General features: G+C 61.0%; 23 protein-coding genes. 5 read left to right on the top strand and 18 right to left on the bottom strand.

The genetic code is table 11. The annotated features are described in order from the left end of the window. The first annotated feature begins 228 nt into the window (after positions 1 to 228). From infC to FIV05_RS09270, 3 genes are all read left to right on the top strand, one after another. Complete coding sequence (gene infC, locus FIV05_RS09280) at positions 229 to 768, top strand: translation initiation factor IF-3 (RefSeq protein WP_075283347.1); 540 nt, start codon at positions 229 to 231, stop codon at positions 766 to 768. A 169-nt stretch (positions 769 to 937) separates the two neighbouring features. Beyond that, the gene (locus FIV05_RS09275) at positions 938 to 1603 is read left to right on the top strand and encodes a flavodoxin family protein (protein WP_152511878.1); all 666 of its coding nucleotides are present in this window, start codon (positions 938 to 940) and stop codon (positions 1601 to 1603) included. Between the two features lie 15 nt (positions 1604 to 1618). Further along, positions 1619 to 2518 (top strand): sigma-70 family RNA polymerase sigma factor, encoded by a 900-nt coding sequence (locus FIV05_RS09270; protein ID WP_152509363.1) that lies wholly within the window; start codon positions 1619 to 1621, stop codon positions 2516 to 2518. A 30-nt stretch (positions 2519 to 2548) separates the two neighbouring features. On the opposite strand, the gene FIV05_RS09265 is transcribed toward FIV05_RS09270, so the two are convergent. The 12 genes from FIV05_RS09265 to FIV05_RS09210 form a co-directional block, all read right to left on the bottom strand. After that, on the bottom strand, positions 2549 to 3139 hold the full coding sequence (locus FIV05_RS09265; protein WP_152509362.1) for an HAD family phosphatase: 591 nt from the start codon (positions 3137 to 3139) through the stop codon (positions 2549 to 2551). Then, positions 3136 to 4407, bottom strand: coding sequence for a glycerate kinase (locus FIV05_RS09260; protein ID WP_152509361.1), 1272 nt, complete (start codon positions 4405 to 4407; stop codon positions 3136 to 3138). The genes FIV05_RS09265 and FIV05_RS09260 overlap by 4 nt, the downstream gene beginning before the upstream one ends. Further along, complete coding sequence (locus tag FIV05_RS09255) at positions 4404 to 5417, bottom strand: LacI family DNA-binding transcriptional regulator (RefSeq protein WP_023002945.1); 1014 nt, start codon at positions 5415 to 5417, stop codon at positions 4404 to 4406. Before FIV05_RS09255 ends, FIV05_RS09260 begins: the two co-directional genes overlap by 4 nt. A 7-nt stretch (positions 5418 to 5424) precedes the next feature. Continuing rightward, a complete protein-coding gene (locus FIV05_RS09250) occupies positions 5425 to 6588 on the bottom strand; it encodes a dihydrodipicolinate synthase family protein (RefSeq protein WP_152509360.1) in 1164 nt (387 codons plus the stop codon). 27 nt (positions 6589 to 6615) lie between these two features. Then, positions 6616 to 6930 (bottom strand): Dabb family protein, encoded by a 315-nt coding sequence (locus tag FIV05_RS09245; RefSeq protein WP_152509359.1) that lies wholly within the window; start codon positions 6928 to 6930, stop codon positions 6616 to 6618. After that, on the bottom strand, positions 6927 to 8519 hold the full coding sequence (locus FIV05_RS09240) for a GMC family oxidoreductase N-terminal domain-containing protein (RefSeq protein ID WP_152509358.1): 1593 nt from the start codon (positions 8517 to 8519) through the stop codon (positions 6927 to 6929). Before FIV05_RS09240 ends, FIV05_RS09245 begins: the two co-directional genes overlap by 4 nt. Before the next feature lie 25 nt (positions 8520 to 8544). Continuing rightward, entirely contained in the window at positions 8545 to 9303 is a 759-nt protein-coding gene (locus tag FIV05_RS09235) for a 3-ketoacyl-ACP reductase (RefSeq protein WP_152509357.1), read from the bottom strand. Next, a complete protein-coding gene (locus FIV05_RS09230) occupies positions 9300 to 10784 on the bottom strand; it encodes a GMC family oxidoreductase (protein ID WP_152509356.1) in 1485 nt (494 codons plus the stop codon). Before FIV05_RS09230 ends, FIV05_RS09235 begins: the two co-directional genes overlap by 4 nt. A gap of 3 nt (positions 10785 to 10787) precedes the next feature. Continuing rightward, positions 10788 to 11897 carry a sn-glycerol-3-phosphate ABC transporter ATP-binding protein UgpC gene (gene ugpC / locus FIV05_RS09225; protein WP_023002939.1) on the bottom strand — a complete coding sequence of 370 codons (1110 nt, stop codon included), beginning with the start codon at positions 11895 to 11897 and terminating at the stop codon, positions 10788 to 10790. A gap of 4 nt (positions 11898 to 11901) precedes the next feature. After that, positions 11902 to 12774 (bottom strand): carbohydrate ABC transporter permease, encoded by an 873-nt coding sequence (locus FIV05_RS09220; protein WP_023002938.1) that lies wholly within the window; start codon positions 12772 to 12774, stop codon positions 11902 to 11904. Continuing rightward, positions 12774 to 13679, bottom strand: a complete 906-nt coding sequence (locus tag FIV05_RS09215; RefSeq protein WP_152509355.1) for a sugar ABC transporter permease — start codon at positions 13677 to 13679, stop codon at positions 12774 to 12776. Before FIV05_RS09215 ends, FIV05_RS09220 begins: the two co-directional genes overlap by 1 nt. A gap of 164 nt (positions 13680 to 13843) precedes the next feature. Beyond that, complete coding sequence (locus tag FIV05_RS09210) at positions 13844 to 15046, bottom strand: ABC transporter substrate-binding protein (RefSeq protein WP_286202305.1); 1203 nt, start codon at positions 15044 to 15046, stop codon at positions 13844 to 13846. Between the two features lie 316 nt (positions 15047 to 15362). On the opposite strand from FIV05_RS09210, the gene FIV05_RS09205 reads away from it, so the two are divergent. After that, positions 15363 to 16412 (top strand): substrate-binding domain-containing protein, encoded by a 1050-nt coding sequence (locus FIV05_RS09205; protein WP_152509353.1) that lies wholly within the window; start codon positions 15363 to 15365, stop codon positions 16410 to 16412. 8 nt (positions 16413 to 16420) lie between these two features. Here FIV05_RS09205 and FIV05_RS09200 read toward each other — a convergent pair whose 3' ends face one another. The 6 genes from FIV05_RS09200 to FIV05_RS09175 all read right to left on the bottom strand — a co-directional run bounded on the left by FIV05_RS09200 (position 16421) and on the right by FIV05_RS09175 (position 24632). Then, a complete protein-coding gene (locus FIV05_RS09200) occupies positions 16421 to 17941 on the bottom strand; it encodes an aldehyde dehydrogenase family protein (protein ID WP_209009916.1) in 1521 nt (506 codons plus the stop codon). Further along, positions 17938 to 18711 carry an enoyl-CoA hydratase/isomerase family protein gene (locus tag FIV05_RS09195; RefSeq protein ID WP_152509352.1) on the bottom strand — a complete coding sequence of 258 codons (774 nt, stop codon included), beginning with the start codon at positions 18709 to 18711 and terminating at the stop codon, positions 17938 to 17940. The genes FIV05_RS09200 and FIV05_RS09195 overlap by 4 nt, the downstream gene beginning before the upstream one ends. Next, positions 18708 to 20282 carry a CoA-transferase gene (locus FIV05_RS09190; protein WP_152509351.1) on the bottom strand — a complete coding sequence of 525 codons (1575 nt, stop codon included), beginning with the start codon at positions 20280 to 20282 and terminating at the stop codon, positions 18708 to 18710. The genes FIV05_RS09195 and FIV05_RS09190 overlap by 4 nt, the downstream gene beginning before the upstream one ends. 2 nt (positions 20283 to 20284) lie before the next feature. Then, on the bottom strand, positions 20285 to 21283 hold the full coding sequence (locus tag FIV05_RS09185) for a Gfo/Idh/MocA family oxidoreductase (protein ID WP_152509350.1): 999 nt from the start codon (positions 21281 to 21283) through the stop codon (positions 20285 to 20287). Positions 21284 to 21770: 487 nt separating this feature from the next. Then, the gene (locus FIV05_RS09180; RefSeq protein ID WP_152509349.1) at positions 21771 to 23888 is read right to left on the bottom strand and encodes an ATP-binding protein; all 2118 of its coding nucleotides are present in this window, start codon (positions 23886 to 23888) and stop codon (positions 21771 to 21773) included. After that, a complete protein-coding gene (locus FIV05_RS09175; RefSeq protein WP_023002928.1) occupies positions 23889 to 24632 on the bottom strand; it encodes a response regulator transcription factor in 744 nt (247 codons plus the stop codon). A gap of 211 nt (positions 24633 to 24843) precedes the next feature. On the opposite strand from FIV05_RS09175, the gene FIV05_RS09170 reads away from it, so the two are divergent. Then, complete coding sequence (locus FIV05_RS09170) at positions 24844 to 25884, top strand: ABC transporter substrate-binding protein (RefSeq protein ID WP_152509348.1); 1041 nt, start codon at positions 24844 to 24846, stop codon at positions 25882 to 25884. Positions 25885 to 25995 lie beyond the last annotated feature (111 nt).

The following is a 25995-nucleotide window of genomic DNA, read 5'->3' as shown; positions in this document are numbered from 1 at the left end:
CCCGACTGGCCATGACCAGGCCAGCCGGAGCCTTAGCCCCTGAAAATGTGACCCGGCATGTCGAAAACGGTGTTTTCGCTTGACTTTTTGCCGGTTTCGCAAGACGTTGGGGGATGGCGTTAGGCCATATCCATCTCAGCACCTTGGTACCAGCGTTCCGAGGATTTTTGTGCATGGAGCATATCAAAGCCCTAGCGCCACGTTTAAACGAAAGAGGAGTTTGCGACCATTCGCCGTCCGTTCCGCGCCCCGCCTCCTACGAAGGAAGGCCCGCGCACAAACCACGAAATTCGCGTTCGCGAAGTCCAGTTGATTGATCATGAAGGCGCCAACCGTGGCGTCATCCCGACAGAAGAGGCGATGGGCATCGCCATGGATGCCGGGTTGGATCTTGTTGAAATCCAGCCGAACGCAAATCCGCCTGTCTGCAAGATCCTGGACTATGGCCGGTACAAGTACCAGGCTCAGAAGAAAGCAGCAGAAGCCCGCAAGAAACAGAAGACCGTCGAGATCAAGGAGATCAAGATGCGTCCGAACATCGACACCCACGACTACGAGGTGAAGATGAAGAGCATGTTGCGGTTCTTTGGCGAAGGCGACAAGGTGAAGGTCACACTCCGTTTCCGGGGCCGCGAAATGGCCCACCAGGACCTGGGCATGAACCTGCTCAACAAGGTCCGTGAGGAAACCAACGAAATCGCCAAGGTTGAATCCGCACCGAAGCTCGAAGGCCGCCAGATGGTTATGGTTCTGGCTCCGATCAAGTAAGCTTCATTGCGTTTCGAATGTCCGAAAACCCCGCTCCGGCGGGGTTTTCTCGTTTTCAGTCGGCAGAATAGCTCATTTCTTCAAAAATCCCGTCCGGCATGTCACATCCAGCGCCGCTGTCTTGTCATTACCTGCGAACACCAGGTGTGCGCAGGAGACGAAAATGATGATGGACAATGGGAATGCAGCAGCAGGGCTTCAGACCAAGCTTGCGAACGACCGGCAATTGATTGACGTCGCCGTCGTTTTTCACAGCGGGTACGGTCACACAGAACGTCAGGCAGCGGCTGTCAGGCAGGGCATAGAGGATGTCGATGGTGCACGCGCACTGCTTCTGACAGCGGATGAAGCCAGCACCCGCTGGAACGAACTCAATGCGGCCAGCGCAATCATCTTCGGCACACCAACCTACGTCGGCGCAGCCTCCGCCGCCTTCAAGACCTTTCAGGAAGCCAGCTCGCAGGAAATCATGTCGAAGGGCTATCTCTGGCGGGACAAGATTGCAGCCGGCTTCACCAATTCCGGTTCGCGTTCCGGCGACAAGCTGGCGGTGCTCATCCAGTTGGCCCTGTTTGCAGCCCAGCACGGCATGCACTGGGTCAGCCTGGACCTGCCGCCAGCCAATTGTTCCTCGCAAGGAACGGAAGACGATCTCAACCGGCTCGGCTTCTGGCTCGGGGCCGCGGCACAGTCGAACACCGACGAAGGGCCACAGACAGCTCCCCCGGCCGCGGATCTGGCAACCGCCCGCCATCTGGGCAGGCGTGTGGCGAAAACGGCCTTGCAGTTTGCAGCCGGACGGGTGCAAGCACGGCCCGAACCGGCGTTGACGTGATAGGCTGTTGTGATCATGACGGATACACCGGCCCCTGAAGACGACACCGCTTTGCGCAGGCGACTAACCCGCATCGCCTACCGCATGCTGGGATCAGTCTCCGACGCGGAAGACGTGGTTCAGGAAGCCTGGCTGCGCTGGCTTGCCACCGACAGGGAAAAGGTGCGCGAGCCTGCCGCCTTCCTGAAGACCATCGTCACACGGCTCTGCCTCAATGAACTGAAATCCGCACGCCGTCGCCGCATGTCCTATGTTGGACCCTGGCTTCCAGAGCCCCTGCTGACAACATCAGATGCCGAAGCCGCCGACGACATCACGTTGCCCGTGATGGTGGCTCTGGAGCGGCTGTCACCGCTCGAAAGGGCCGCCTTTCTGCTGCATGACGTTTTCAGCATGGGTTTCGAGGAAATTTCGACCGCAATCAACCGGGAACCGGCTGCCTGCCGCAAGCTCGCCAGTCGCGCCAGGGCAAGGCTGCAAGAAGCAAGACCACGCTTTTCCGCCACGCCGGAACAGGGCAGGAAGCTGGCGACCGCCTTCTACGAAGCATCGCGCAGCGGCGACATGGAAAAACTCCAATCCTTGCTGGCCGAAGACATCGTCGTCTACGCCGACGGCGGCGGCAAGGTGCCTGCCACATCAGCCCCGACATTCGGGCACGAACGGTCCATGATCCTCTTTGCGGCACTCGCCCGCTATTTCAGAAAGGTTCCGTCACGACTGATCCGGTTTGCTGACATTGACGGACTGCCCGGATTTGTAACCGAGGAAGATGGCGGCATTGTCCAGACCACCGCATTGCAGGTCCGGGACGGCAGGATCATCGCCGTCTATGTGACCCGCAACCCGGAAAAGCTCAGGCATCTTGGGGCAGATCAGGAGGACACAATGCGTCAGTCAATTGACCGGAACTGAACGGCACAAGTGGCAATCAGCTTCGCGGCGTTATCCGATCAGCCGGTTCACATCGACAACCGGCATTCCTGCGTTGCGCGCTGCCTCAAGCCCCTGATGACTGTCCTCGAACACGAGGCATTGTTCGGCTGCGACACCGAGCCGGGAAGCGGCCTCCAGGAAGAGATCCGGCGCCGGTTTGGCATGGGCAACGTCATCTATCGTGACAACCGTATCGAACAACGGCAGCAGTCCCGTCTCCTTCAAGGACGCCAGCACCACTTCCTGCGGTCCACCAGAGGCGACCGCCATCGGCAACTTGCCGCGAAACCTCCGCGCAATGGCGCTTATTACCTCGATCTCGCCGACTTCACCGATCCGGGCCAATACTGCCGTGCGCATCTCCCGAACGGCCAATGGGCGATCCACCGTAACTCCGTGCTCGGCTTCATAGTCATCAAGAAGCACATGTTCCGACATTCCCGCCCGGGCGTGGTACCAGTCCGGCTCCATATGATGACCGGCGGCCCTGAACGCGTCCTGCCAGGCACCGGCATAGAGCGTTGGTGTTTGCACCAGCGTGCCATCACAATCGAAAATCAGGGCCTGCGCCCGTTGGAGAAGCGTCTCCAGCTCATTCATGTCATTGGGCTTTCGATGAGAATTGCACGGAAATCGTTAACGTTGGTGAGGGTTGGCCCCGGCACCACCTGATCGCCAAGAGCCGCGAAGAAACTGTGGCTGTCATTGTCGCCGAGCATGGCGACCGGTTCGAGGCCAAGCGCCTCTGCACGCTCAAGAGTGTCTGGGCCAACAACCGCCCCTGCGACATCCGCCGCCCCGTCGACACCGTCTGTGTCACAGGCAATCCCGTAAAGACCGTTAGCTCCCTTGAGTGCGATCGCGAGCGCAAGGGCAAATTCCGCATTCGGCCCACCACAGCCCTTGCCGCGCCGCGTCACCGTGCATTCACCGCCGGACAGAAGCAGGACGGGCCGCCCACCCGGTTTCATCGCCTGCTGGCGTTCGATCGCGAGTCTTGCCTGCTGTGCAGCCACTTCGCGCGCCTCGCCTTCAATGGCGTCCCCCAGGATTTCAACTTCCACACCTTCGTCGGCTGCCAGGCTTGCCGCTGCTTCCAGCGAAAGGGACGGTGCCGCGATGATGCGGTTTTCCACCCTCGACACTCTTTCATCTTCCGGCGGCAGCACTCCGGTGGCGCCGTCCAGCACAGCGAGAACAGATGCCGGCACAGACATGCTGAAGCGTTCGATAACCGCGCGCGCGTCCGCTGGCGTCGTCTGATCGCCGACCGTCGGGCCCGAGGCAATGAAGGCCGGATCGTCACCGGCAACATCGGAAATGATCAACGTCGTCATCCGGGCAGGATAGGCTGCCGCTGCAAGCTGGCCACCCTTGACCAGGCTGACGTGCTTGCGGACTGTGTTCATGTCGGTGATTGGCGCACCTGACGCCAGCAGGGCTTCATTCAAGGCCTGTAGGTCAGCCAGCGAAATATCTCCGGCCGGTGCCTCCAGCAGCGCCGACGCCCCGCCTGAAATCAGCGCGATCACGTGATCCGCTTCTTCAAGCGAAGACAACAGACCGAGAAGGCGTTGTGTTGCCTGAAGCCCACGCCCGTCCGGCACCGGATGCGATGCCTCGACGATTTCGATCCCCTGGCAGGGCCGGGAATAGCCGTCGCGGGTGATGACCAGTCCCTCTGAAGCCCCCCAGGCTGCTTCAACCGCTTCGGCCATGCGTGCCGACGCCTTGCCGGCACCGATCACGACCGTCCGACCCTTTATCCGTTCCGGCAGGAATGCGGGAACGCACTTCATCGGGTCAGCCGCTGCAACGGCCGTCTCGAACAGACGCCGCAATAGGGCCTCACGCGAACAATCTGTCATGCATCGAGTCCCAGGGTCGATTGCCGTTTAATGAGCTCGACCGGATAATGTTTCGTGTCGGGTGGCCTGACGCCATCGACAATCCAGGCCAGCATCGCTTCGGCAGCATTGCGGCCGAACAGCGCGGTATCGCAGCGCACCGAGCTGAGCCTGGGAAAGGCCAGCGAGCATTCCTCGATATCGTCGAAGCCGATGATCCTGAAATCCTGACCAACCTTGATGCCAAGCTCGGCAAAGCCGCTCAGCATGCCAAGCGCAACCAGATCGCTGAAACAGATCGCCGCTTCCAGGCCTTCGTGTTCCTGCAGGATCTTCAACGCGATTTCACGGCCGAACTGCCTCGATGGCCGTCCGTGAAAAATGGTCGGCGCAAGGCCGTTCGCCTGCATCACGCTTCGATAGCCGGACATGCGCTCCAAGGTAATCGGACGATCCGCCAGACCACCGGCAAAGGCGATCTTCTGACATCCCGTATCGATCAGGTGCCGTGTCGCGGCTTCGCCTCCAAAGGCGTAGTCATGCGAAGCGAAGGGAAACAGGTCCGTGCGCTCGTCCAGCTGACGCAGCACCTGCATGGTGGGAATTCCGGCCCGCTCGATCCGTTCGAAGGGGCTTTCGTCGCCGCCATAGGTCGGCGAGATGACGAAGGCCGACACGCCATGCTCGATCATGCTGTCGATCACCTGGGCCTGGATTTCCGGGTCTTCATCCGTGTTGGCGATGACGGTCGAGTATCCCTTGCTGGCAAAGGTCATCTGCGCACTGGCGGCAAATTCGGTGAAGAAGGGGTTGCGCAGGTCATTGATGATCAGGCCGATGAGACCGGATGCAGCGCCGCGCAAGCCGGCTGCCGAGCGGTTGTAGACATAACCAAGCTCATCAATTGCCCTGGCCACCTCTTCCCGGGTCGACTGCTTTACCAGCGACGAATTCTGGAGCACCAGCGAGACGGTCGATTTCGAAACACCCGCCTGCCTTGCAACATCCAGAATTGTCGGCCGCTTCTTCATGAAAGGTCTATCCGATCCCGTGCAGTTTCAGGAGCAGCCCCATGCGCTCCTCGGCGATCTCCGGCTTTGACAACAAACGCGCCTGATCCGCAAGCCGGAAGACCTCTGCATAATGGGCAATCTCACGCGAAGACTGAAAACCGGCCGGCATGATGAAGTGGCTCTGGGCATCGTTCAGCCAGGCAAGAAACGCGATTCCGGCCTTGTAGAAGCGGGTCGGAGCCTTGAAGATTTCCCGGCTGAGAGGAACGGTCGGCGCGAAGAGCTGGTGATAGGTATCCATATCCCCTTCCGCCAATGCCTCAAGCGCCTGGCTCGCCACGGGGGCAATCGCCGCAAAGGCCCCCAGCAGAGCATGCGAATAGTGCTTGCCGTCGCCGGCGATCAGATCCGCATAGTTGAAGTCATCGCCTGTATAAAGCCGCACGCCTTCAGGCAAGCGCGCACGGAAGGCTTCTTCGTGTGCCTGGTCGAGCAAGGAGATCTTGATGCCGTCGACCTTGGCTGCATGGCTTTCGATGATGGCGAGGACAGCGTCGGACGCCGCCGAGACATCCTTAGACCCCCAATATCCCGTCAGGTCCGGATCGAACATGTCGCCCAGCCAGTGCAGGATGATCGGCTCCCGCGCCTGACGGATCAGCCGGCCATAGACGTCGGCGTAATCGTCCGGCCCCGCCCCGATGGCGGGAAGCGCCCGCGATGCCATCAGGATCGCCTGCCCGCCTGCCGCCTCGATGGCCTCCAGCTGGACCGTATAGGCCGCAACGATGTCGTCGTTCGTCTTGAGATTTTCCAGCGGCACCTGATCGGTGCCTGCCCCGCAGGCAACACGCGGCTTCAGCGGATGCGCCTTCGCCTCTTTCATGGTGCGTTCGATGAGTTCCTTCGCCGTTGCCCAGTCAACGCCCATGCCGCGCTGCGCGGTGTCCATGGCCTCGGCCAGTCCCAGCCCCTGATCCCACAGCCAGTGCCGGAATTTCAGCGTATTTTCCCAATCGACTGCCGGAGAACCAACCCACGGATCGCGCTCGCGCAGCGGATCGGACACCACATGCGCCGCGGCAAAAGCGGTGCGGGTCAGCGGCACGCGCGGGGCACGCGGGGTCAGGGCTTCTCCGATGAGGCTGTAGGGTTCCAGACGATTTTCGTAGGTGGGCAGGGTCAGCATGATACGCTCCGGAAACTTGGCGGCCGGTCAGGCCGAGACGGGAATATCGAGGACGAGAATGCCGTCGATCCCGCCGATGGCATTGGCGACCAGCTTGGCGCCGAGCGCCTTGTGGTCCGGATGGGTCTGGTAGGCTTCCAGTGCCTCCGAGCTTTCGAAATCGACGGTGAACCCGTGCATGTAGCCCCGTTCGATCTGTTCAGGGCTTTCGCTGCGGCCCGAAACGATCGCGCCGATGCCGGACACCTGATTGCGGATACTTCTGAGTTCCTGAAACAGGCTTTCGATCAGCTCTTCGGCAACATCCGGCTGAAACTTGATGAGAACGATATGGCGGATCATGACAGCGCCCCGTGATCTTGGCGGATCATGTCGGAGGCTTTCTCGCCGATCATGATGGCCGCGGCATTGGTGTTGGAGGAAACGACCGTCGGCATGATGGAAGCATCGACCACGCGAAGCCCCTCAACACCGTTGAACCTCAGGCGCGGATCGACCACGGCCTTGTCGTCGGAGCCCATGCGGCAGGTACCTGTCGGGTGATGGGAGGTCTTGGAGTGTTCGCAGATGAAGCGGAAGTAGTCTTCGTCGGTCTTCACTCCTGGCCCCGGCAAGTGCTCGGCCTTGATAAAGGGCTTCAGCGGCGCTTGCGCGAGAATTTCCTGCGTCAGCTTCAGGCCCCGGATCGACATTTCCCGGTCTTGGCTGTCCTGCAGGTAATTCGGGTCGATCAACGGCGCATCTGCGGGATTGGAACTCTTCAGGCGCACGCTGCCCCTTGAGCGCGGACGCAGGTAACAGGAGTTGAGCGTCACGCCGCCATCCGGCATGGCGGCAACGCCGGATTCGATCCCCGTGCCCAGACCCAGATGGAATTGCAGGTCGGGCGAGCGCGCATCGGGGTTCGCGTACCAGAACCCGCCCGTCTCGAACAGGCTGGAGGACACCGGCCCGCGCCGGGTGAGCAGATACTGCAGGCCGGCCAGCACCGACAGATGCGGCTTGGCATAGCGGTCGTAGGTGTGCGGGCCGCTGACTTCGCAAATGCAGTAGAGGTCCAGATGGTCCTGCAGGTTGGAACCGACCTCAGGCTGGTCATAGGCGATATCGATACCGAGCTTTCTGAGTTCGTCCGCGGGACCGATGCCGGAAAGCTGAAGCAGACGGGGCGAGCCGATGGAGCCGGACGACAGAATGACTTCCGAGCTCGCCGTCAGGCGCGTGCCGTCAATGAGTTCGACACCGGTCGCCTTGCCGCCTTCCACCACGATACGGCGCACCTGGGCACCGGTCTTGATGTGGAGATTGGGCCTGCCCTTGTTGGGCGCCAGATACGCCATGGCCGAGGAAGACCGGCGGGCATTGCGCTGTGTCAGCTGGTAGTAGGCAACGCCGTCCTGCTTCTCGCCTGTCACATCCTCGTTTTTCGGAATGCCAAGCGCAGCAGCGGCTTCGAAATAGGCTTCGCAGATCGGCAACGGGGCACAGGGCCTGGAAACGCCGAGCGGGCCGCCCTTGCCATGGTAGCGGTTGTCGTAGGTGTCGTTGTCCTCGGCCTTGCGGTAGTAGGGCAGAACGTCTTCATACCCCCAGCCCTCGCAGCCCATCTGACGCCACTCGTCATAATCCAGCGCGTTGCCGCGGGTATAGATCTGCGCATTGATGGCCGAACCGCCACCGATCACCTTGGCCTGGGTATAGCGGAACACCCGGTTCTGCATGTGCTTTTGCGGCACCGTGTGCCAGCCCCAGGAGCCGATGCCCTTGGTCATTTTCGCAAAGCCGGCAGGCAGGTGATAGAACGGATGCCAGTCGCGCCCGCCTGCTTCCAGCAGCAGCACGGAAATGTCCGGATTCTCGGTTAAACGCGCGGCAACAACCGAGCCGGCGCTGCCACCACCGATGATGATGAAGTCGTAGCCTGTATTCATCTGAAGTCTCTCAGAACAACTCGCTCTAAAGCCGGGGGATCGACAGTCCGCCGTCCACCGCGAAGGTCGAACCGGTTGCAAAGGCCATTTGGCCATCGGCAATCGGCACGATGATTGAGCCGATATCGGCGGGCTGCCCCCACCTGGCAGCAGGCACCAGACCGCCTTCGATCCGGGCCGTGTATTTGTCTTTCACTCCGGCGGTCATGCCGGTTTCGATGATGCCTGGCCTTAGCTCGAAGACACCGATGCCATGCGGCGCAAGCCGGACGGCGAAGAGCTCCGCCATCATGGCGGCACCTGCTTTCGACAGGCAGTATTCCGCCCTTTCGATTGACACCATCTCCGCACTTACGGAGGTGATGAAACTCATCGAGCGATAGCTGTCGGACGGCTGATCCAGCATGCGTCTCGCCACTTCCTGCGCCAGGAAGAAAGCCCCGCGCAGGTTGACACCCATGACGAAGTCGAAACTGTCCGGCGCCAGATCCAGCATGTCACCCCGGATTTTGGCCGGAACGCCCGCGTTGGAAACAAAAGCCGTCACCGGCCCGAGATCCGCCTCCACCCGGTCGAGCAGCGTCTTGCAATGGTCGATGTCCAGAAGGTCATGCCGGAAATAGCGGCCCTTGCCACCCAGGTTGTTCAGGGCTTCGGTCACCTCCGGCGCGTCGGCTTCTTCCTGAGCGGCGATGGCAACCGTGTAACCGGCCTCCGCGAGAGCCCTCGAAATGCCGAGACCGATGCCGCGCTGGCCACCGGTGACAAGTGCGATCCTGTTCATGCCGCCAGATCCTTCTTGATCGTTTCGGCGGCGCGCAGTGCCAATGCCGCGACCGTGAGGGCCGGATTGACGGCAGCCGAGGTTGGCAGCGCTCCCGCATCGGCCACAAACAGGTTCGGATGATCCCAGGACCGGCAGTCCGGATTGAGCACGGAGTTAGCCGGATCATCGCCCATGCGCACCGTGCCGCATTGATGCGAGGGCACCCTGCCGTCGAACAACCGCGACAGCACCAGCGGGAAACCTGCCTCGCGCAGGGTCTTGCGGGTCTTCTCGACCAGCTTCCTGTGCGCCGTCATGTTGGACCGCTGCCAGATGAGCTGGATCTTGCCGTCCTTCAGGACAACCCGGCTTTCAGGATCGGGCAGATCCTCGGAAATCAGATAGAGATCGAGCGCATGGCCGGAGATCCAGCGGGCGGCGAATTTAGGCAGCCGAGGCACCTGGATCTTCAGGATATCCGGCGTTACCCGCCCCAGCAGCTGGACGTTGCCCAATGGCTTGCCGTCTTCGCCGTCATCGAGATACCAGTCATTCAGGCCGAAGGTCTTTTGATAGACGGAAGTATTCCGGAACCGCGGATCGATGGCGATCATCGCCGTCGCATTGTGGTTCATGAAACAACGGCCGACATAGTCCGAGAGGTTGGCAACGCCGGACCGCAACAAGAGCGCTGCGGACTGGACGGCACCCGCACACAGGGCAACGACCCCCGGTGTCAGGCAGATCTCTTCACCGTCCTTGCTGTAGTGGACTTCATCGATACGGCCGGACTTGTAGCCCGTCCGCAGCGCGGTGACTTCGGCGCCGGTAACAAGGGTGACGTTGTCATGGGCCATTGCGGTTTCCAGCGCACAGGTTTCCGCATCCATCTTGCCGCATCTGAGGTCGGGGTAACCGTCCCAGCCGGTGTGCCCGGCATCCAGCCAGCGGTCGATATCAACCCCCAGCGGCAGGCTGAACGGACGAACGCCCGCCTGCTCAAGGCGCCGCCGGGCAATCCGGATGGCTTCCTCGTCCGGGATAGGCGGAAACGGATAAGGCCTGCCGTGCGGCGGTTCAGTCGGATCGGAGGCGGTATCGCCCCGAACCTGGAAAAGCTGTTCGGCGGCGTCATACCAGGGCGACAGCTCGTCATAGGCAATCGGCCAGGCAGGTGAAACACCGTCATAATGCTCCAGCGCGCTGAAGTCCTCTTCCCGGTAACGGATCAGCACCGCACCGTAGAGCTTGGAGTTGCCACCGACATTGTAGTAGTTGCCCGGCTCGAACGGATTACCCTGTCCATCGAGCCAGGTTTCCGGCGCCCGGAAGGCGCTGTTGGTATAGATGCGCCAGGGGTCCCGGGCCGGAGCATCGTCCGGTATCCGGTATCCCCGTTCCAGAATCGTGATCTTGGCCCCGGTCGGAGCAAGGCCCGCGGCAAGGGAAGCTCCCCCCATGCCGCTGCCGATGATCACAATGTCGGGCGCTGTATTCATGGGTCAGGCGATCCGGTTTTCGGTCTTCGGGTCGAAAGCGACCGCCTTTTCCATGTTGAAGGCAAACGGAAACACTTCCCCCGCCTTCACGGCAACGTCGGCACGGAAACGGCCGGTCACGTCCTTGCCGCCAATCTGGCTGACGACGAACGTGTCGGACCCTGCTGGCTCGGTGACTTCCACCGGAGCATCGACGATGTGAACCGCCTTGGAATTGCGGTCGGCACCATCCTTGTCGGTAATGGCTTCCGGCCGAATGCCGAGGATGATGTCCTTGCCGATGCTCGAAGAGAGCGCGTCGGAGGCAAACGGAATGGCTGCCGTCTTGCCGTCTGCCAGCGAGACCTCCGCAGCCGGCCTGCCGTCCGCCGAGACCACCTTGGCCGGGAACAGGTTCATGGAAGGCGATCCCATGAAGCCCGCCACGAACATGTTGGCCGGATTGTCGTAGATCTCTTTCGGCGTGCCCAGTTGCTGGACATAGCCGCCAAACATGACAGCGATCCGGGTCGACAGCGTCAGCGCCTCGATCTGGTCATGGGTCACATAGACGATTGTCGTGCCGAGCTTCTGGTGCAGCTTCTTGATTTCCGTGCGCATGTCGACGCGCAGCTTTGCATCCAGGTTGGACAGCGGCTCGTCGAACAGGAACACGTCCGGCTCGCGCACCAGTGCACGCCCCATGGCGACACGCTGGCGCTGACCACCGGAAAGCTGGCCCGGCTTGCGGTCGAGCAGATGGCTGATCTGAAGGAGATCGGCCACCTGGCCGATCCGCTTTTCGCGTTCCGGCTTCGCAATGCCATGCATTTCCATACCGAAGGAGATGTTCCCGGCAACGGTCATGTTCGGGTAAAGCGCGTAGGACTGGAACACCATCGCGATGTTGCGGTCCGCCGGCTTGACGCCGTTCATGCTCTTGCCCTTGATCGCGATCTCGCCGGAGGTGATGTCCTCCAGGCCCGCGATCATGTTGAGCAGGGTGGACTTGCCGCAGCCGGACGGGCCGACGAGTACGAGGAACTCGCCCTCTTCGATGGAGATGTCGGTTTCATGCAGAACCCGCAAGGATCCATAAGACTTGGTCGCCTGCTTGATGTCGAGAAAGCCCATTGTCTTATCCTTTTACTGAGCCTGCCATCAGACCACGCACGAAGTAGCGGCCCGCGACGATGTAGACGAGAAGGGTTGGCAGCGCGGCCATGATCGCGCCGGCGAAATGCACGTTGTATTCCTTCACCCCGGTGGAGGATTGCACCAGGTTGTTGAGGGCAACGGTCATCGGCTGGCTGTCGAAATCGGAGAAGGACGCACCGAACAGGAAGTCATTCCAGATGTTGGTAAACTGCCAGATGATGCAGACCACCGCGATCGGACCGGACGATGGCAACAGGATGCGCCAGAAGATCCGGAAGAAACCGGCACCGTCGATCTGCGCCGCCCGGACAAGCTCGGTCGGGAAGGCCGCGTAGTAGTTGCGGAAATACAGCGTCGAGAAGCCGATCCCGTAGACGAAGTGTACGAAGATCAGCCCCGGCACCGTGCCGGCGATGCCCATCAGACCCAGCATCCGGGCCATCGGGATCAGCACCATCTGGAACGGAATGAAGCAGCCGAACAGCAGCAGGCCGAACAGGATGGTCGCACCGCGGAACGTCCATTTGGTCAGAACGTAACCGTTCAGCGCGCCGACCAGCGTCGACAGGGCAACCGCCGGAACAACCATGATGATGGAGTTGAGGAAATAGGGCCGCAGACCCGTTGCCTCAACGCCCACCTGGGCACTCGACCAGGCGCTTTGCCAGGGAGCGATGGTCCACTCCTGCGGCAGCGCCATCATCCCGCCCGAAGTGATTTCGGTCAGCGGCTTCAGCGAGTTGACCACCATCACGTACAGCGGCAGCAGGTAGTAGATGCAGAACAGCGCGAGCAGCAGATACAGGATCACCCGGGCCGGACGCAGGGAGGAAGACTTGGACATCGTCGACATCACTTTTTCTCCCTGAGCTCTGACCAGAGGTAGGGCACGATGATCGCGGCGATCGTCATCAGCATGATCACGGCGGAAGCGGCACCGATGCCCATCTGGTTTCGGGTGAATGTGTAGGAATACATGAAGGTTGCCGGCACTTCGGTCGCGGTGCCCGGTCCGCCGCCTGTCAGGGCGATCACCAGGTCGTAGGACTTGATCGCCATGTGGGCGAGCACCACGAAGGCCGACATGAAAGCAGGACGAAGCTGCGGGATCACGATCCGGCGATAAAGCGCGAAGGTGGAAGCGCCGTCGATCTGGGCAGCCTTCATCATCTCGCTGTCGATACCGCGCAGGCCCGCAAGGAACATCGCCATGACGAAGCCCGAGGTCTGCCAGACCGCCGCGATCACGATGGTATAGATCGCGAAATCCCGGTCCTTGATCCAGTTGAAGGTAAAGGTTTCCCAGCCCCAGCCACGCACGACGGCCTCGATACCGATGCCCGGGTCGAGGAACCATTTCCAGGCAATTCCGGTCACGATGAAGCTGAGCGCCATCGGATAGAGGTAGATCGTGCGGATGAAGCCTTCTGCGCGGATCTTCTGGTCGAGAAAAATCGCCAGCAGCAGACCCAGAACGCAGCAGATGGTGATGTAGAGAACGCCGAAAACCACAAGGTTCCAAACGGCCGTATCCCACGCACGGATCTTGAAGAGGTTTTCATAATTCTGCCAGCCGACCCAGCCGAAGGTGGGCAGAATACGGCTGTCCGTGAAAGACAGGTAAAGCGTGAAGGCGATGAAGCCGTAAACGAAGATTGCCACGATGGCGATCGTCGGGCTGAGCACGAGTTTGGGCAAAGCATCACGCAGTCTGTCAACAACGGAACCGCGCGGGTTCGCCGTTTCAGAGAGAGACATCTTGAGTTCCCCGACCTAGAGCACTTTTGCCGGCGTTCCAGCGAACGCGCGCGGCAGCTCTGAGACTTTGGTTCCGGCCGGCTCCAGGCGGTCGCTTGCAACCGCGAGACGGTCCGCCGAACCGGTGGGAGAGCGGTGAGGGATCACCGCTCTCCGCGCGGTCGTTACTTGTTGATCTGAACGGCGGTAACGAGTTCTGCAACAGCGGTTTCGCTGTCGTATTCCCCGTTGAAATGCGCCGTGATCACGTCATACATGGCGTTCTTGACGGCAGCCGGGTTGGCGTGACCATGCGCCATGGAGCCGTAGAGGTTGCCGCTGTCGGCAGCCTTTTTCAGATCCACCATGCCCTTCTTGCCGCAGACGTCAAAGTCATCGTTCGGCACGTCGGTCCGGGCCGGAACGGAGCCTTTGACGACGTTGAACGCGGACTGGAAGCTCGGTGACAGGATAGCGGTTGCAAGTGCAGCCTGCTCCTTGCCGACTTCCGGACCCTGCGCGAACATCGCGAACTGGTCGGCGTTGAAGGTCACCTGGTCCTGGGTGCCCGGGAAACGGAAGCAGAGGAAGTCTTCATCCGGCTTCTTGCCGGCATTCAGGAATTCACCCTTCGCCCAGTCGCCCATCATCTGGAAGGCTGCATCGCCATTGATGACCATGGCGGTCGCAAGGTTCCAGTCACGGCCGGAGAAGTTGTCATCCACATAGGAGCGGATCACGGCCATGCGGTCGAACGATTCCTTCATGGTGTCGGAGCCGAGCGCTTCCTCGTCCAGGTCGATGAAGGCCTTCTGATAGAACTCGGGACCACCGGTCGCCATCACGACAGCGTCGAAGATGGTCGCGTCCTGCCAGGCCTGACCGCCGTGCGCGATCGCGGTCTTGCCGGATGCCTTGACCTTTTCCAGAGCGGCAACGAATTCGTCCCAGTTCTGCGGCGGCTCGATACCAAGCTCGTCGAGGATGGCCTTGTTCGCCCAGACCCAGTTGGTGGAGTGGACGTTCACCGGAGCGGAGACCCACTTGCCGTCATACTTGGAGAATTTCTGCAGGGCTTCCGGAACCACGTCGTCCCAGCCTTCCATGCCGGCCAGGATGTTCAGGTCGGCAAGAGCGCCTTCCTTGGCCCAGTCGGTGATGTCGAAGCCGAGCATCTGTACGGCGGTGGGCGGGTTGCCGGAGGTAACGCGTGCGCGCAGCACGGTCATGGCCTGGGTGCCGCCGCCACCTGCAACCGGCATGTCCTGCCAGCCGATGCCCTGGCTTTCCAGGTCCTGCTTCAGAACGTTAAGAGCAGCAGCTTCACCGCCGGAAGTCCACCAGTGCAGAACTTCAACATCGGCGGCAGACGCCAGGCTTGTGCTCATTGCAAGGGCGGCGAGGCCCAGCTTCAGAGATTTCAAAGACATCGATATTCCTCCCATAAGGTGCCTAAAGGCGTTTCGAGTGCCGGAGCCCGGCAATCGAGTGTCACGCAACGTTTATTGTAACGTTGCAAACCGGAGTGGTGTCAACGATTTTCATCACTCCCGAAAAACAAAGAGTTTCGTTTGTCTTACATACTATTAAGGCGGATGTTTCGGTGCTGCAGTGCAGCACATTATTGTGTTGTAACGTTTTAAAAGCCCTGATTAGACTTGGCTTGCTTTTTGAGCTAGAAGGCTTCGGCTGAAGTGAACGGGCATGACGCGAAAAACCTTTGAAACCAACAGCGGTCGCGCCGCCGAAAAGCTGCCGCGTCCCACCTTGCGCACGGTGGCGCAGGAGGCAGGCTTCGCGGTGACCACGGTTTCCCGCGCCCTTGCCGGAGACCCCAGGATCGCGGAAACGACGCGCGAACGCGTTTCCGAAGTCGCCCGCCGTCTCGGCTACGTTCCAAACCGCGCGGCACAGCGCCTGCGCACCGGCCGCACCAAGGTCATCAGCCTTCTCCTGAATACACGGCACGAGTTTCTCAGCTTCACATCCGAGTTTCTCGGCGGCATGTCCGAAGGCCTTGCCGGGACCGGCTACGCGATCACTATCACCGCAGACGGCCTTGCCGACGACCGGCTTGAGGCAATCCGCAACATCCGCAGGCACTCGCTGGCAGACGCCATTGTCTTTACCCGCACCGAATGCTTTGACGAGCGGGTCCGCTACCTGCTGGAGCACGACTTCCCCTTTGCCACCCATGGCCGGACGGACTTCACCACACCCCACCCTTACGTCGACTTCGACAACGAGGTTTTCGCCCGCATGGCCGTGGAGCGTCTGGTTGCAAAGGGGCGCAAACACATTTGCATGGTCATGCCGAACGAACGTTACACCTTCGGTCAGCACCTGCGGTTCGGCGCCCGCCAGGCAGCCATTTCCCATGGTGTTCAATTGACGGTTCCCGATCGCGTTGACCTCGACAGCGAGCCCGACGAGATCGCAGCAACCCTGCGCTCGCTCCATGCCGGCCCCAACGCGCCCGACGGTTATGTCTGCGTTGGTGAGGTCATGGCCCTGGTGACCCTGGCCTATCTCAACGACATCGGCCTGACACCCGGTATGGAAATCGACGTCGTCGCCAAGCGCGCCTCGCCCATTTCCAATCATTTCCGCCCGAGAATCGAGACCATCGACGAGGACCTGCGCGCCACCGGCAGAGCCATGGCCAAGGTTCTTCTCGCGAGGATCGACGGCGCCCCCATGGAGGATATGCAGATCCTCCTGAAGCCCGAAGGCGCTTTCTCGATTTCGGACTAGCCTGCTCATCACGCCACCCAGGGTGCCCGGGTCTTGCCGATGCGCATGGTCACGGTCTTGGCTTCCAGGAACTCGTCCAGTCCGTATTTGCCAAGTTCCCTGCCCTGGCCGCTTTCTTTCACGCCGCCAAAGGGCAGTTCCGCAAATCCATCCATCCAGGTGTTGGTCCACACCGTGCCCGCATGCGCCCGGCGGGCGAATTCCAGACAGGTGTGAACATTCTCGCTCCACACACCGGCGGACAGACCGTAGTCGGCATCGTTGACGAGATCGATCGCCTCATCCAGCGTCTTGAAAGTCAGCACCGAAAGCACCGGCCCGAACACTTCTTCGCGGGCGATCGGCATGTCGCTTTTCACATCCGCAACGATCGTCGGCTGGTAGAACTGTCCGGCAAGGCCGGGAACCTTGAGAGCTTCCCCGCCCAGGTGGACAGTCGCTCCGGCGTCCGCGGCATCGCGCACATATTTGTCGATTTTGCTCTGGTGGTCGGGCGTGATGATCGCGCCGACCTTGGTCGATGGGTCCAGAGGATCGCCGAAGGGCACCTTCCGCGACAGGTCCACTGTCGCCTTCAGGAACGCCTCGGCGATGTCTTCGTGCACAATGATCCGGGATCCCGAGTTGCAGCATTCGCCGGCATTGAAATAGACGCCGAAGACAACCGCATCGACGGCGCTTTCGAGGTCGGCATCCGGGAAGATGACCTGCGGGTTCTTGCCGCCAAGTTCCAGCGAGACCTTCTTCAAGGTTCCGGCCGCCGCCTTGACGATGGCTTTGCCGACGCCGGTCGAACCGGTGAAGGTGACCATGTCGACCCGCTTGTCGGCGGTCATCGCCGTTCCAACCGGATCGCCATAGCCAAGGACGATGTTGACGACCCCGGCCGGAATACCGGCTTCGATGCACAGTTCACCCAGAATGACAGTCGTTGCCGGGGTCATTTCGGAAGGTTTGATAACCGCAGTGCAGCCGGCGGCCAGCGCGAAGGGCAGTTTTTGCGACACGATCAGGAACGGAAAGTTCCACGGTGTAATGATGGAAACGACACCGACCGGCTCCTTGAGAACCAGGCCGAGCATGTCGCTGCCGAGCGAGTTGTAGCTTTCGCCGTGCATGGTGCGCGCCAGCGAAGCGGCAAAGCGCCAGATATCGGACGCGCCTTCGATCTCCGCCATGGCCTGGCTGATCGGCTTGCCGGATTCCAGCGTTTCCCAATAAGCGATCCGCTCCCGTTCCCGGTCGATCAGATCGGCAATCTTCAAGAGTAGCGCTGCCCGCTCCTTGCCGCTGGTGCGCGACCAGCGCCCCTTGTCGAAAGCAAGCCGCGCGGCGGAAACTGCCGCGTCAACATCACGGGCACCGCCCTTCGCTGCCTTCGTGACGACGCTGCCATGGGACGGCGACACACGATCGAAGGTGGACCCGTCAGCGCTCTGACGCCAGTCGCCATCGATCAGGTGACGGGCGACGAAGGGTTCGGCCGGGAGTTTTGCTTCGCTGATGGAAACGACGTTCAGGTCACTCATGACTTAACTTCCAGGAAATTCGGTTTGCGCTTTTCACGGAAGGCGGTAACGCCCTCGTTGCGATCTTCTGTCGGACTGATCATGCCGGAGCCGAGCGCCTCGATCATGGCACTGCGATCTTCACCCACTGCGGCATGGATCATGTATTTGGCCACTTCCACGGCCCTGGACGATTTGTCGGCCAGCTTCTCGGCCATTTCGAACGCAGCAGAAGCCGGATCGTCGGATATCTCGGCTGCAAAGCCCGCCGCATAGGCACGCTCTGCGGAAATGCGCCGGCCGAACAGGGCCATTTCCTTCACCATCGGCTCCCCCAGAAGGCGGATCAGCCGCTGCGTGCCGGACCAGCCCGGTACGATGCCGACGGATGCTTCCGGCAGCGCCAGCGTCGCCCTTGGCGCCATCACGCGGATATCGGCGGTCGCTGCAAACTCCAGTCCGCCACCAAAGGCGTGCGCGCCAAGCGCAGCTACCGTCGGCTTGGAAAGCCGCGCCAGCCGGTCAAAAACCCGATGCCCTTCACGCACCCAGTGGCGGGCAAAGTCGTAAGGTGACAGCTCGGACCATTCGAGAATGTCCGCGCCGGCACAAAAGGCCTTGCTCTCCTGCGCTGTAATCACCACCGCAAGGATCGACGCATCGCGCTCCAGCTCATCGCAAAAGGGCTCAACCGCCTTCAGCATGTCGAGCGTGAACGCATTCAGCTTGGCCGGATTGTCCAGCTTCAGCTCGGCGATTGCCCCATGACGGATGAGATGCAGCGCGCTCACAGGCTCAGCTCCATCGCACCTCTGGACAGAAGCGCTTTCGGCATCTCGACCAGATCGTTTGCGAGCCGCACCCGGCCCTTGGAAGCATCGACGATGTCACGTGCCGGATCGATGCCAGGCATGATCTCCGTTGCCACCAGGCCTGCATCGGTCAGATGGATAACGCAGCGCTCGGTCACATAGATGACGTCCTGGCCGAGTTCCTTTGCCCTGCGGCCGGAGAAAGTGACATGCTCGACCTCGTCCACCATCTTGGTGAACTTGCCCGGCGTCCGCACCTTCAGCGCGTCTTCCGTCAACTCCAGATCGGCACCCGCCTCGAAAAGACCCGAGAACACGATCTTGCGCGCGTTCGCAGTGATGTCGACAAACCCTCCACAACCTGCGGTCAGATAGGGCTTCTTGCCGAGCTTGGAGACATTGACATTGCCATCCAGATCGATCTCCAGGAAGGACAGGAAGGAGACATCGAAGCCGCCGCCCTGGAAGTAGGTAAACTGCTGCGGCGACGGCATGTAAGCATCGGCGTTTGAAGCGCAGCCGAAAGCAAAACCCGTCAGCGGCATGCCGCCGGTCGCACCTTGCTCGATCGCCCAGGTGACGGCCTGTTCCTGACCGGCTTCCAGCAACACGCGTGGCACCATGGCCGAAATGCCGAAGCCGAGGTTTGCCGTCTGGCCGGACTTGAGTTCCATTGCCGCCCGGCGAGCGACAACCTTCTCGATGCCGTGCTCGGCAAGCGAGAAGCTGGACCACGGCCGCATGATCTCGCCCGAGATCGCCGGGTCGTATCCGGTTTCCGTGGTCTGGCGCTGGTCAGGATCGACAACGATGAGGTCGACCAGATGACCGGGCACACGAACATCGTGCGGACGCAGCGAGCCCGAGGCCGTCACGCGCTTCACCTGTGCAATCACCAGGCCGCCGTGATTGCGCACGGCAATTGCCTGCTCCAGGCCGCCGAGATAGGCGCCTTCGTGTTCGTAGGTGAGGTTGCCGCGTTCATCCGCAGTCGTTGCCCGAATGATCGCGACATCCGGCACGATGTTCGGAAAATGCAGCCAGGTTTCGCCGCCAAGCTCCAGCCGGGACACAATGGGCCGGTCTGCCGCGACATCGTTCATGGCACAGCCCTGACGGATTGGGTCGACGAAGGTATCCAGCCCGACCTTGGTCATGACGCCCGGGCGGCGGGCTGCCACATCCCTGTGCATGTCGAACAGGATGCCGGAAGGCACGTTGTAGGCAGCTACCCGGTTCTCCACCAGCATCTGCCAGATCGCCGGCATCGGCAGGTTGGACGGTCCGGAGGGGTAGGACCCTGCAATGATGGTCGACAGCAGACCATCCTTGGCAAGGTGGTCGATCCCCTTGATGCCGTACATGTCGCCGGCGGCAATGGGATGCAGCGTCGTGAGGTTTCTCGGGTGCCCTTCGCTGTCGAACCTTGCGCCGATGGCCTCAAGGATCTTGTCCGGGCACCCGAGACCGGAGGAAGAGGAAACGGTGATGACCGCATCGTCCTGAATGCGGGCGGCGGCATCCGCCATGGAAACGATCTTGGAGGTCATGTTCAGAAGCCTCCATAGTTGACGGCAACAGCTTTGCCGGACTGCGCGGCCTCGCGCACGGCAAGGGCGACCGCCAGCGACTTGACCCCATCGACACCATCGGCAGAAGGGCGCCCCTTGCCGTTGACCGCATCGGCAAAGAGGCCGAGCGCGCGGTGGTAGAGGTTATGCTTGTCGTAGGAGATCTCGTGTTCGCCATCCGCATCGACCAGACGAACCGCTCCGACAGGTTCCTGGGTCATGACGTTGCGGGCGAAGATCGATCCATCCGTGCCGTGAAACTCGATGCCGGTTCCCGCAAATTTATGCGTGAAGCTTTCATGCGACTGCACCATGGCACCCGACGGCATCGACCAGACGGACATCACGCTGTCCTCGACCCTTTCTCCGAGGCCTGAGGCTGCGGCCTTGGCAACGACTTCCTGCGGATCTTCACCCAGGTGGAAGCGGATGGTGTCCGCGTCATGCACGGTGATATCGGGAATGACGCCGCCACCGGCAGCCGCATCGTTGATGCGCCAGCCGCGCAACGCGTCCGGCAGGTTGACCGCGTGGAAGACGCGCGCACTCAACACCTTGCCGATGCGGCCGGAAGCGATCAGCTCGCGGATGGCCAGATGGGACCCGGCATTGCGCAGATGATGGTTGGTCGCGAAGACCACACCCTTGCCGGCGGCAGTGCGAACCATTTCACCGGCCTCATCCAGGGTCATGGCCAGCGGTTTTTCGCACAGAACGTGCTTTCCGGCAGCGATCGCGGCCAGTGCCTGCGCATGATGCTTTTCGTTGGTGGTGGAAATATAGACCGCGTCGACACTGTCATCCGCAAGGAGCGCATCCAGATCCGTGAAGCTGTCGGCAATACCATGCTCACGGGCATACGCCTCACCGCGGGCCGCATCCGAACTCAGGACGGACTGGATGTCGGCATTCTGCGAGCGGATGGCATCGATCATGTAACTCGACGCAATTCGGCTTGCACCGATAAGGGCCCAACGCATCCATTCCTCCCGAATAACTCTTAATTTTGGAACGTTCCAATTTCTTGATCGGAACAATTACTGGAACGTTCCAAATGAGTCAAGAGTGGAATTTTGCAAGGAGGTGAAATTGGAGAGACAGACGAGATCGATGATCGGGTTAGACAACAATCAGCAACACGTTCGCATTGCTCAAAGTCTCCAGACATCTCCGCCTTATCAACGGCTTAAGGCAGCTAGTTCTCGCCGGCTCAGCACTGCATCAGAAATTGCCCCCCACTTCACCCCCCCTGCGTCACCCCGGGCGAGCATCGCGAGACCCGGAGCCCACTCATTTCCAGAGCGTTCGCAAGGTGCAGCAACCATCAAGACGATGACATCGACTTCAGCAAGCGGCTTCGCGAGTAGGCCCCGGATCTGCGCTTCGCTTGTCCGGGGTGACTCAGGTGGTGAGGTGGTTCCGAATACGATGAACTTGGAAACGTTCCGCAGGTGGATAGTCAGCGCCTCAGGAAACCGCCTGGATGCGCGGGGTAGCTTCCCCGGCATTTTCCACGTCCTGTGGAAACCGAAGCTCGACGGTCGTGCCCTTGCCCGGCTCGGAGAAGATATTTGCCGTGCCGCCGCTTTGGCGAACGAAGCCATAGACGACAGCGAGGCCCAGCCCCGCGCCGCCCTCGCTGGTCTTGGTGGTGAAATAGGGCTCGAACGCCTTGTCGACCTCTTCCCGGCTCATGCCGATGCCCGTGTCCCGGACGGCAACCACGACCGCGTCCCCGTTTGAAAATGTGGCAACCTGCACTTCGCCGCCGTCGGGCATCGCCGCTGCCGAATTCAGGCAGAGATTGAGTACCGATTGCTCGAAGAGTTCCGGATCCAGCACCAGCGGTGGCAAGCTGTCGTCCAGATCCAGTTTCAGACTGCATTTCTCGCCAATGGCAATTTCCAGAATGTCCGCCATGCCGCGCAGCAACGAGGACATACCGATGCGGCTGAGGTTGGCAGGCTGCTGACGGCCGATGGTCAACATGCTGCTGGCAAGCGACCGACCCCGATCCGCCGCCTTGCGAATACGGGCAATGTTGCGGGCCTGGCGATCGCTGAAGCCGCCGTCCCGCTCCAGCAGTCCGAGGCTTCCGGTAATGATACCGATGGTGTTGCCCACCTCATGGCTGAGCTGATGCGTCAGGCGCATGATGCCATCAAGCCTTTGAGCCTTGGCTGCCTCCGCCTCCTGCCGGTCCAGCAAGGTCACATCCCGGGCAAGCAACACGACACCATCATCGCTTTGCCGCGACAGCGAGATTTCCGTCACCGACCCGTTCTCGGAACGATGACGCACGGAAAAGGGTGCGCTCAGGGGCCTGCCGTCGGGCGCACCCGGAAGCAGTTCGGTCCGGATTTCCGGGACCGGCTCCAGAAACTGGACAAGAGGCAGCTTGCGGGCAGCCCCCTTGTGACCCAGCAATTCGATGACCCGCCGGTTCATGGTGACCGGTTTGCCGGCAGCATCGAAGATGGCAATGCCCTCATTCATGCTGCGGAAGGTGGAACGGATCGTCCTGGCAGCGGCCTCCGCCGTGCGCCGCAGACGTGTGACCCGGTCAACGCTTTCCTTGAAGGCGAGAAAGGCCTGCTGCAGGTTCAGAAGCTCGGTTTCATCCCCCTGATAGACGGGCGGGCCGACATCCTTCTGCCCCTTGGCAAGGGCGTTCATGCCGCTGGACAGCGAAACGATGCCTTTCGATACCCGAATGACCGAACGGATCGACATCACTGCCATGGTCAACACCAGCAGTGAAGCCACGGCAACGATCACCAGAAGCTGCTGCAGGGTGGCCGAGGTCGACTGGAAATCCCGGTTGAGGGTTTCCGTCACGATGCCCGACTGGGTTTCCGTGGCAAGGGACAGCTCCCGCGCCACCGTGTGCAGTCTGGCAATTGCGCTGCGCACGGCGAACATTTCCAACAGATAGCTGGTCTGCGCCTCGAAAACCCGCTCATAGGGCCTGAGGTCCGACGGCGGCAATGAGGCCGCGGCAGGCTCCGCCACGTAGCGCCGCTTCAACTCGCCCAGCTGAAACAGGCTGCCCGCACTCGACACGGAATGCACGATGGCATTGAGACGCTGGCGAGGTTCCTTCTGGCTGGCCGTGTCGGCAACGGCGATCATGCCGAGCGCGGAGGAGACCTCTTCCTTGTAGTGCTGGGCGGTTTCGGCCTTTGCAGACAGCGCGAGCGTCTGCGCACGGATCTGCCCGAGCAGTTCGAAGATGCGCGTGTTGGCGGCCCGGTAGGTCTCCTTGCCCGGCGGATAGTCAGGAAGCGAACTCAACAACTGGTCGACCTGCTCCACCAGCAGCCGGCTCTTGCCAGAGACGGTGTAGGGCGAGGTCGCATTCATCAGGAAAGGCGCACTGGAGACGAGGTCAGACACCTGCCTGGAGACCAGCGCGGCATCAGCCAGGCTGGTGAAGGCCTGCAGCCCGTAAGCGGCGGTTTCCTCGCGCGCTTTCAAAAGCCCGTAGATCGCGATGGCCGACAGCGTGAAGGCGACGGCACAGATCAGCGCGATGGCGGCAGGCAGCCTGAAGGCAATGGATGAAAGAACCGGCCGGCTGATCATTTAAGGTGCATGGGCGGGATCCTGATGCAGGATGTAGCCCTTCCCCCGGCGGGTCTTGATATGTTGCGGCAGGTCCGGGTTCCGTTCGATCTTCCGGCGCAGCCGCAGGACCAGTACATCGACGTTGCGATCGATCAGCCTGTCCGTTTCCGCGCCCAGCTGTTCCAGGATCTTGGTCCGGCTCACCGGTTCGTTCGGCGTCGATGCCAGGATCTCCAGCAAGGAAAATTCCGACGATGTCAGCGTCCGGGTCGGGTGAGACGTGCAGACGGCCTTGCGATTGACGAGATCGATCACCCAGTCGCCCAGAAGCAGCGCGGTTGGTTCGTGCTGAACGCTGATGGTGTCCTTGTCGCTGCCGCGCAGGGACGGATGCATCCGCCGGAGCACCGCCTTGATCCGCGCAGTGAGTTCAATCGGCTCGAACGGCTTGACCACATAATCGTCGGCGGCGGTTTCAAGGCCAAGCACCCGCTCTGCGGCGCTACCGGCGGCCGTCACCATGACAATGCCGATATCGGTCTGCGACCGCAGCTTCTGCGCAAACACCCTGCCGGACATGCCCGGCAGGTTATGATCGACCAGAACCAGATGAAAGGCATGCTCCGGCAGGATCCGCGCAGCCTCTTCCGCCGAGCGCGCGGCAACCGGCGACCAGCCTTCGGCTTCCAGAAGATCCGATATCAGTTCCGCCATATCCTGATCGTCCTCCACGATCAGGATCTTGATGCCTTCGTTCAGCAAACCTATGTCCTCCCGAGTGACATCATATGCATAGAGCCGTATTATGCAAAGCCTTGGTTTTTCAATTGCTTGTCACATTTGTAAGGCTTGTAATATTTGTAACTCTTTTCTTTTGCCAGCGAAACAACAGTAACCAATCTCCTGTTGCGAACACTGCCTCTTCTGCCATGGTAATAGCTGTCCGGGGCCTGGTTCCGGACTGGGAGGAAACATGAAATTCATCGCGTCACTCGGAGCGGGTGCGGCCGTATGGCTGTCGCTGTCGCTCAACGCTGCTTCGGCTCAGGACCTGAATGTCCTGTGTGCCGTGCAGGTCGAGTGGTGCCAGATGATGAAGGCTGTCTTCGAGGAAAAGACCGGCCTTGATGTTTCCATGGAACGCAGAAGCACCGGCGAGATCCTCGACAGGGTCCGGGCCGAGCGCGACGCACCAAAGATCGACGTTTGGTGGGGCGGCACCGGTGACACCCACCTGCAGGCTGCAGGCGAAGACCTGCTTGAACCCTACCAGCCGAAAAACTTCGAGGACACGCTGCCCTGGGCGCAGAATTTCTTTCTGATGTCAGGCGGCAAGGCGGCAGGCATTTATGCGGGCGCACTCGGGTTTGGCTACAATTCCGAATTTCTGGCTGAGCATGGCGTTGCCGCTCCGTCCTGCTGGAAAGACCTGACCGCTCCGCGGTACAAGGGCCTTGTTCAGATGCCCAATCCGAATTCCTCGGGAACCGCCTATACGATGCTGGCAACCCTCGTCCAGCTGCTGGGGGAAGACGAGGCTTTCGAATATCTGGCGGCGCTTGCGAAAAACATCGACCGGTTCACCACTTCGGGCGCAGCACCGGTTCAGGCAGCCGCCCGTGGTGAGACAGGCATCGGCATCTCCTTCATCCACGACGCGGTGACGCAGAAACTCGCCGGTGCGCCCATGGTCATCGTCGCTCCTTGCGAAGGCACCGGCTACGAGATCGGCGCCGTCAGCATCGTCAAGGGCGCCAGGAACCCCGAGGCTGCCCGCCTGTTCGTCGATTTTGCGCTGAGCCCGGAAGGACAGGAAACCTGCGCGGCCTCAGGACAGAACCAGATACCCGCAAACGCGAAAGCGTCGCTGCCACCGGCAGCCCCCGATATTTCACTCATTCGCATGGTCGACTACGACTTCGCCACCTTCGGTTCACCTGACCAGAGGCGAAGACTGCTCGACCGTTTCGACAAGGAGGTGCTGCAGACGGCAACCCCTGTAGCCACCCAGTAAAGGACGAGATTGACCCTTCGCCAGCGAAGGAAAAATCCGGAGTTCGTCATTTGAAATTCGACCGGCAACGGACCCGTGGAGGCGGATCCGAACGGGCAAGCTTTGCCTCAT

The organism is Labrenzia sp. THAF191a (assembly GCF_009363335.1).
Classification (GTDB): Bacteria; Pseudomonadota; Alphaproteobacteria; order Rhizobiales; family Stappiaceae; genus Roseibium; species Roseibium algicola.
The sequence above is the reverse complement of the archived record's forward strand: the minus strand, read 5'-3'. Positions and strand labels throughout refer to the sequence as shown.

Excerpts from the sequence above, each read along its gene's own strand:
- FIV05_RS09275 (WP_152511878.1), top strand. The coding sequence starts at position 938 with ATGGACAATGGGAATGCAGCAGCAGGGCTTCAGACCAAGCTTGCGAAC.
- FIV05_RS09270 (WP_152509363.1), top strand. The coding sequence starts at position 1,619 with ATGACGGATACACCGGCCCCTGAAGACGACACCGCTTTGCGCAGGCGA.
- FIV05_RS09265 (WP_152509362.1), bottom strand. The coding sequence starts at position 3,139 with ATGAATGAGCTGGAGACGCTTCTCCAACGGGCGCAGGCCCTGATTTTC.
- FIV05_RS09260 (WP_152509361.1), bottom strand. The coding sequence starts at position 4,407 with ATGACAGATTGTTCGCGTGAGGCCCTATTGCGGCGTCTGTTCGAGACG.
- FIV05_RS09255 (WP_023002945.1), bottom strand. The coding sequence starts at position 5,417 with ATGAAGAAGCGGCCGACAATTCTGGATGTTGCAAGGCAGGCGGGTGTT.
- FIV05_RS09250 (WP_152509360.1), bottom strand. The coding sequence starts at position 6,588 with ATGCTGACCCTGCCCACCTACGAAAATCGTCTGGAACCCTACAGCCTC.
- FIV05_RS09245 (WP_152509359.1), bottom strand. The coding sequence starts at position 6,930 with ATGATCCGCCATATCGTTCTCATCAAGTTTCAGCCGGATGTTGCCGAA.
- FIV05_RS09240 (WP_152509358.1), bottom strand. The coding sequence starts at position 8,519 with ATGAATACAGGCTACGACTTCATCATCATCGGTGGTGGCAGCGCCGGC.
- FIV05_RS09235 (WP_152509357.1), bottom strand. The coding sequence starts at position 9,303 with ATGAACAGGATCGCACTTGTCACCGGTGGCCAGCGCGGCATCGGTCTC.
- FIV05_RS09230 (WP_152509356.1), bottom strand. The coding sequence starts at position 10,784 with ATGAATACAGCGCCCGACATTGTGATCATCGGCAGCGGCATGGGGGGA.
- ugpC (WP_023002939.1), bottom strand. The coding sequence starts at position 11,897 with ATGGGCTTTCTCGACATCAAGCAGGCGACCAAGTCTTATGGATCCTTG.
- FIV05_RS09220 (WP_023002938.1), bottom strand. The coding sequence starts at position 12,774 with ATGTCGACGATGTCCAAGTCTTCCTCCCTGCGTCCGGCCCGGGTGATC.
- FIV05_RS09215 (WP_152509355.1), bottom strand. The coding sequence starts at position 13,679 with ATGTCTCTCTCTGAAACGGCGAACCCGCGCGGTTCCGTTGTTGACAGA.
- FIV05_RS09210 (WP_286202305.1), bottom strand. The coding sequence starts at position 15,046 with ATGAGCACAAGCCTGGCGTCTGCCGCCGATGTTGAAGTTCTGCACTGG.
- FIV05_RS09205 (WP_152509353.1), top strand. The coding sequence starts at position 15,363 with ATGACGCGAAAAACCTTTGAAACCAACAGCGGTCGCGCCGCCGAAAAG.
- FIV05_RS09200 (WP_209009916.1), bottom strand. The coding sequence starts at position 17,941 with ATGAGTGACCTGAACGTCGTTTCCATCAGCGAAGCAAAACTCCCGGCC.
- FIV05_RS09190 (WP_152509351.1), bottom strand. The coding sequence starts at position 20,282 with ATGACCTCCAAGATCGTTTCCATGGCGGATGCCGCCGCCCGCATTCAG.
- FIV05_RS09185 (WP_152509350.1), bottom strand. The coding sequence starts at position 21,283 with ATGCGTTGGGCCCTTATCGGTGCAAGCCGAATTGCGTCGAGTTACATG.
- FIV05_RS09180 (WP_152509349.1), bottom strand. The coding sequence starts at position 23,888 with ATGATCAGCCGGCCGGTTCTTTCATCCATTGCCTTCAGGCTGCCTGCC.
- FIV05_RS09170 (WP_152509348.1), top strand. The coding sequence starts at position 24,844 with ATGAAATTCATCGCGTCACTCGGAGCGGGTGCGGCCGTATGGCTGTCG.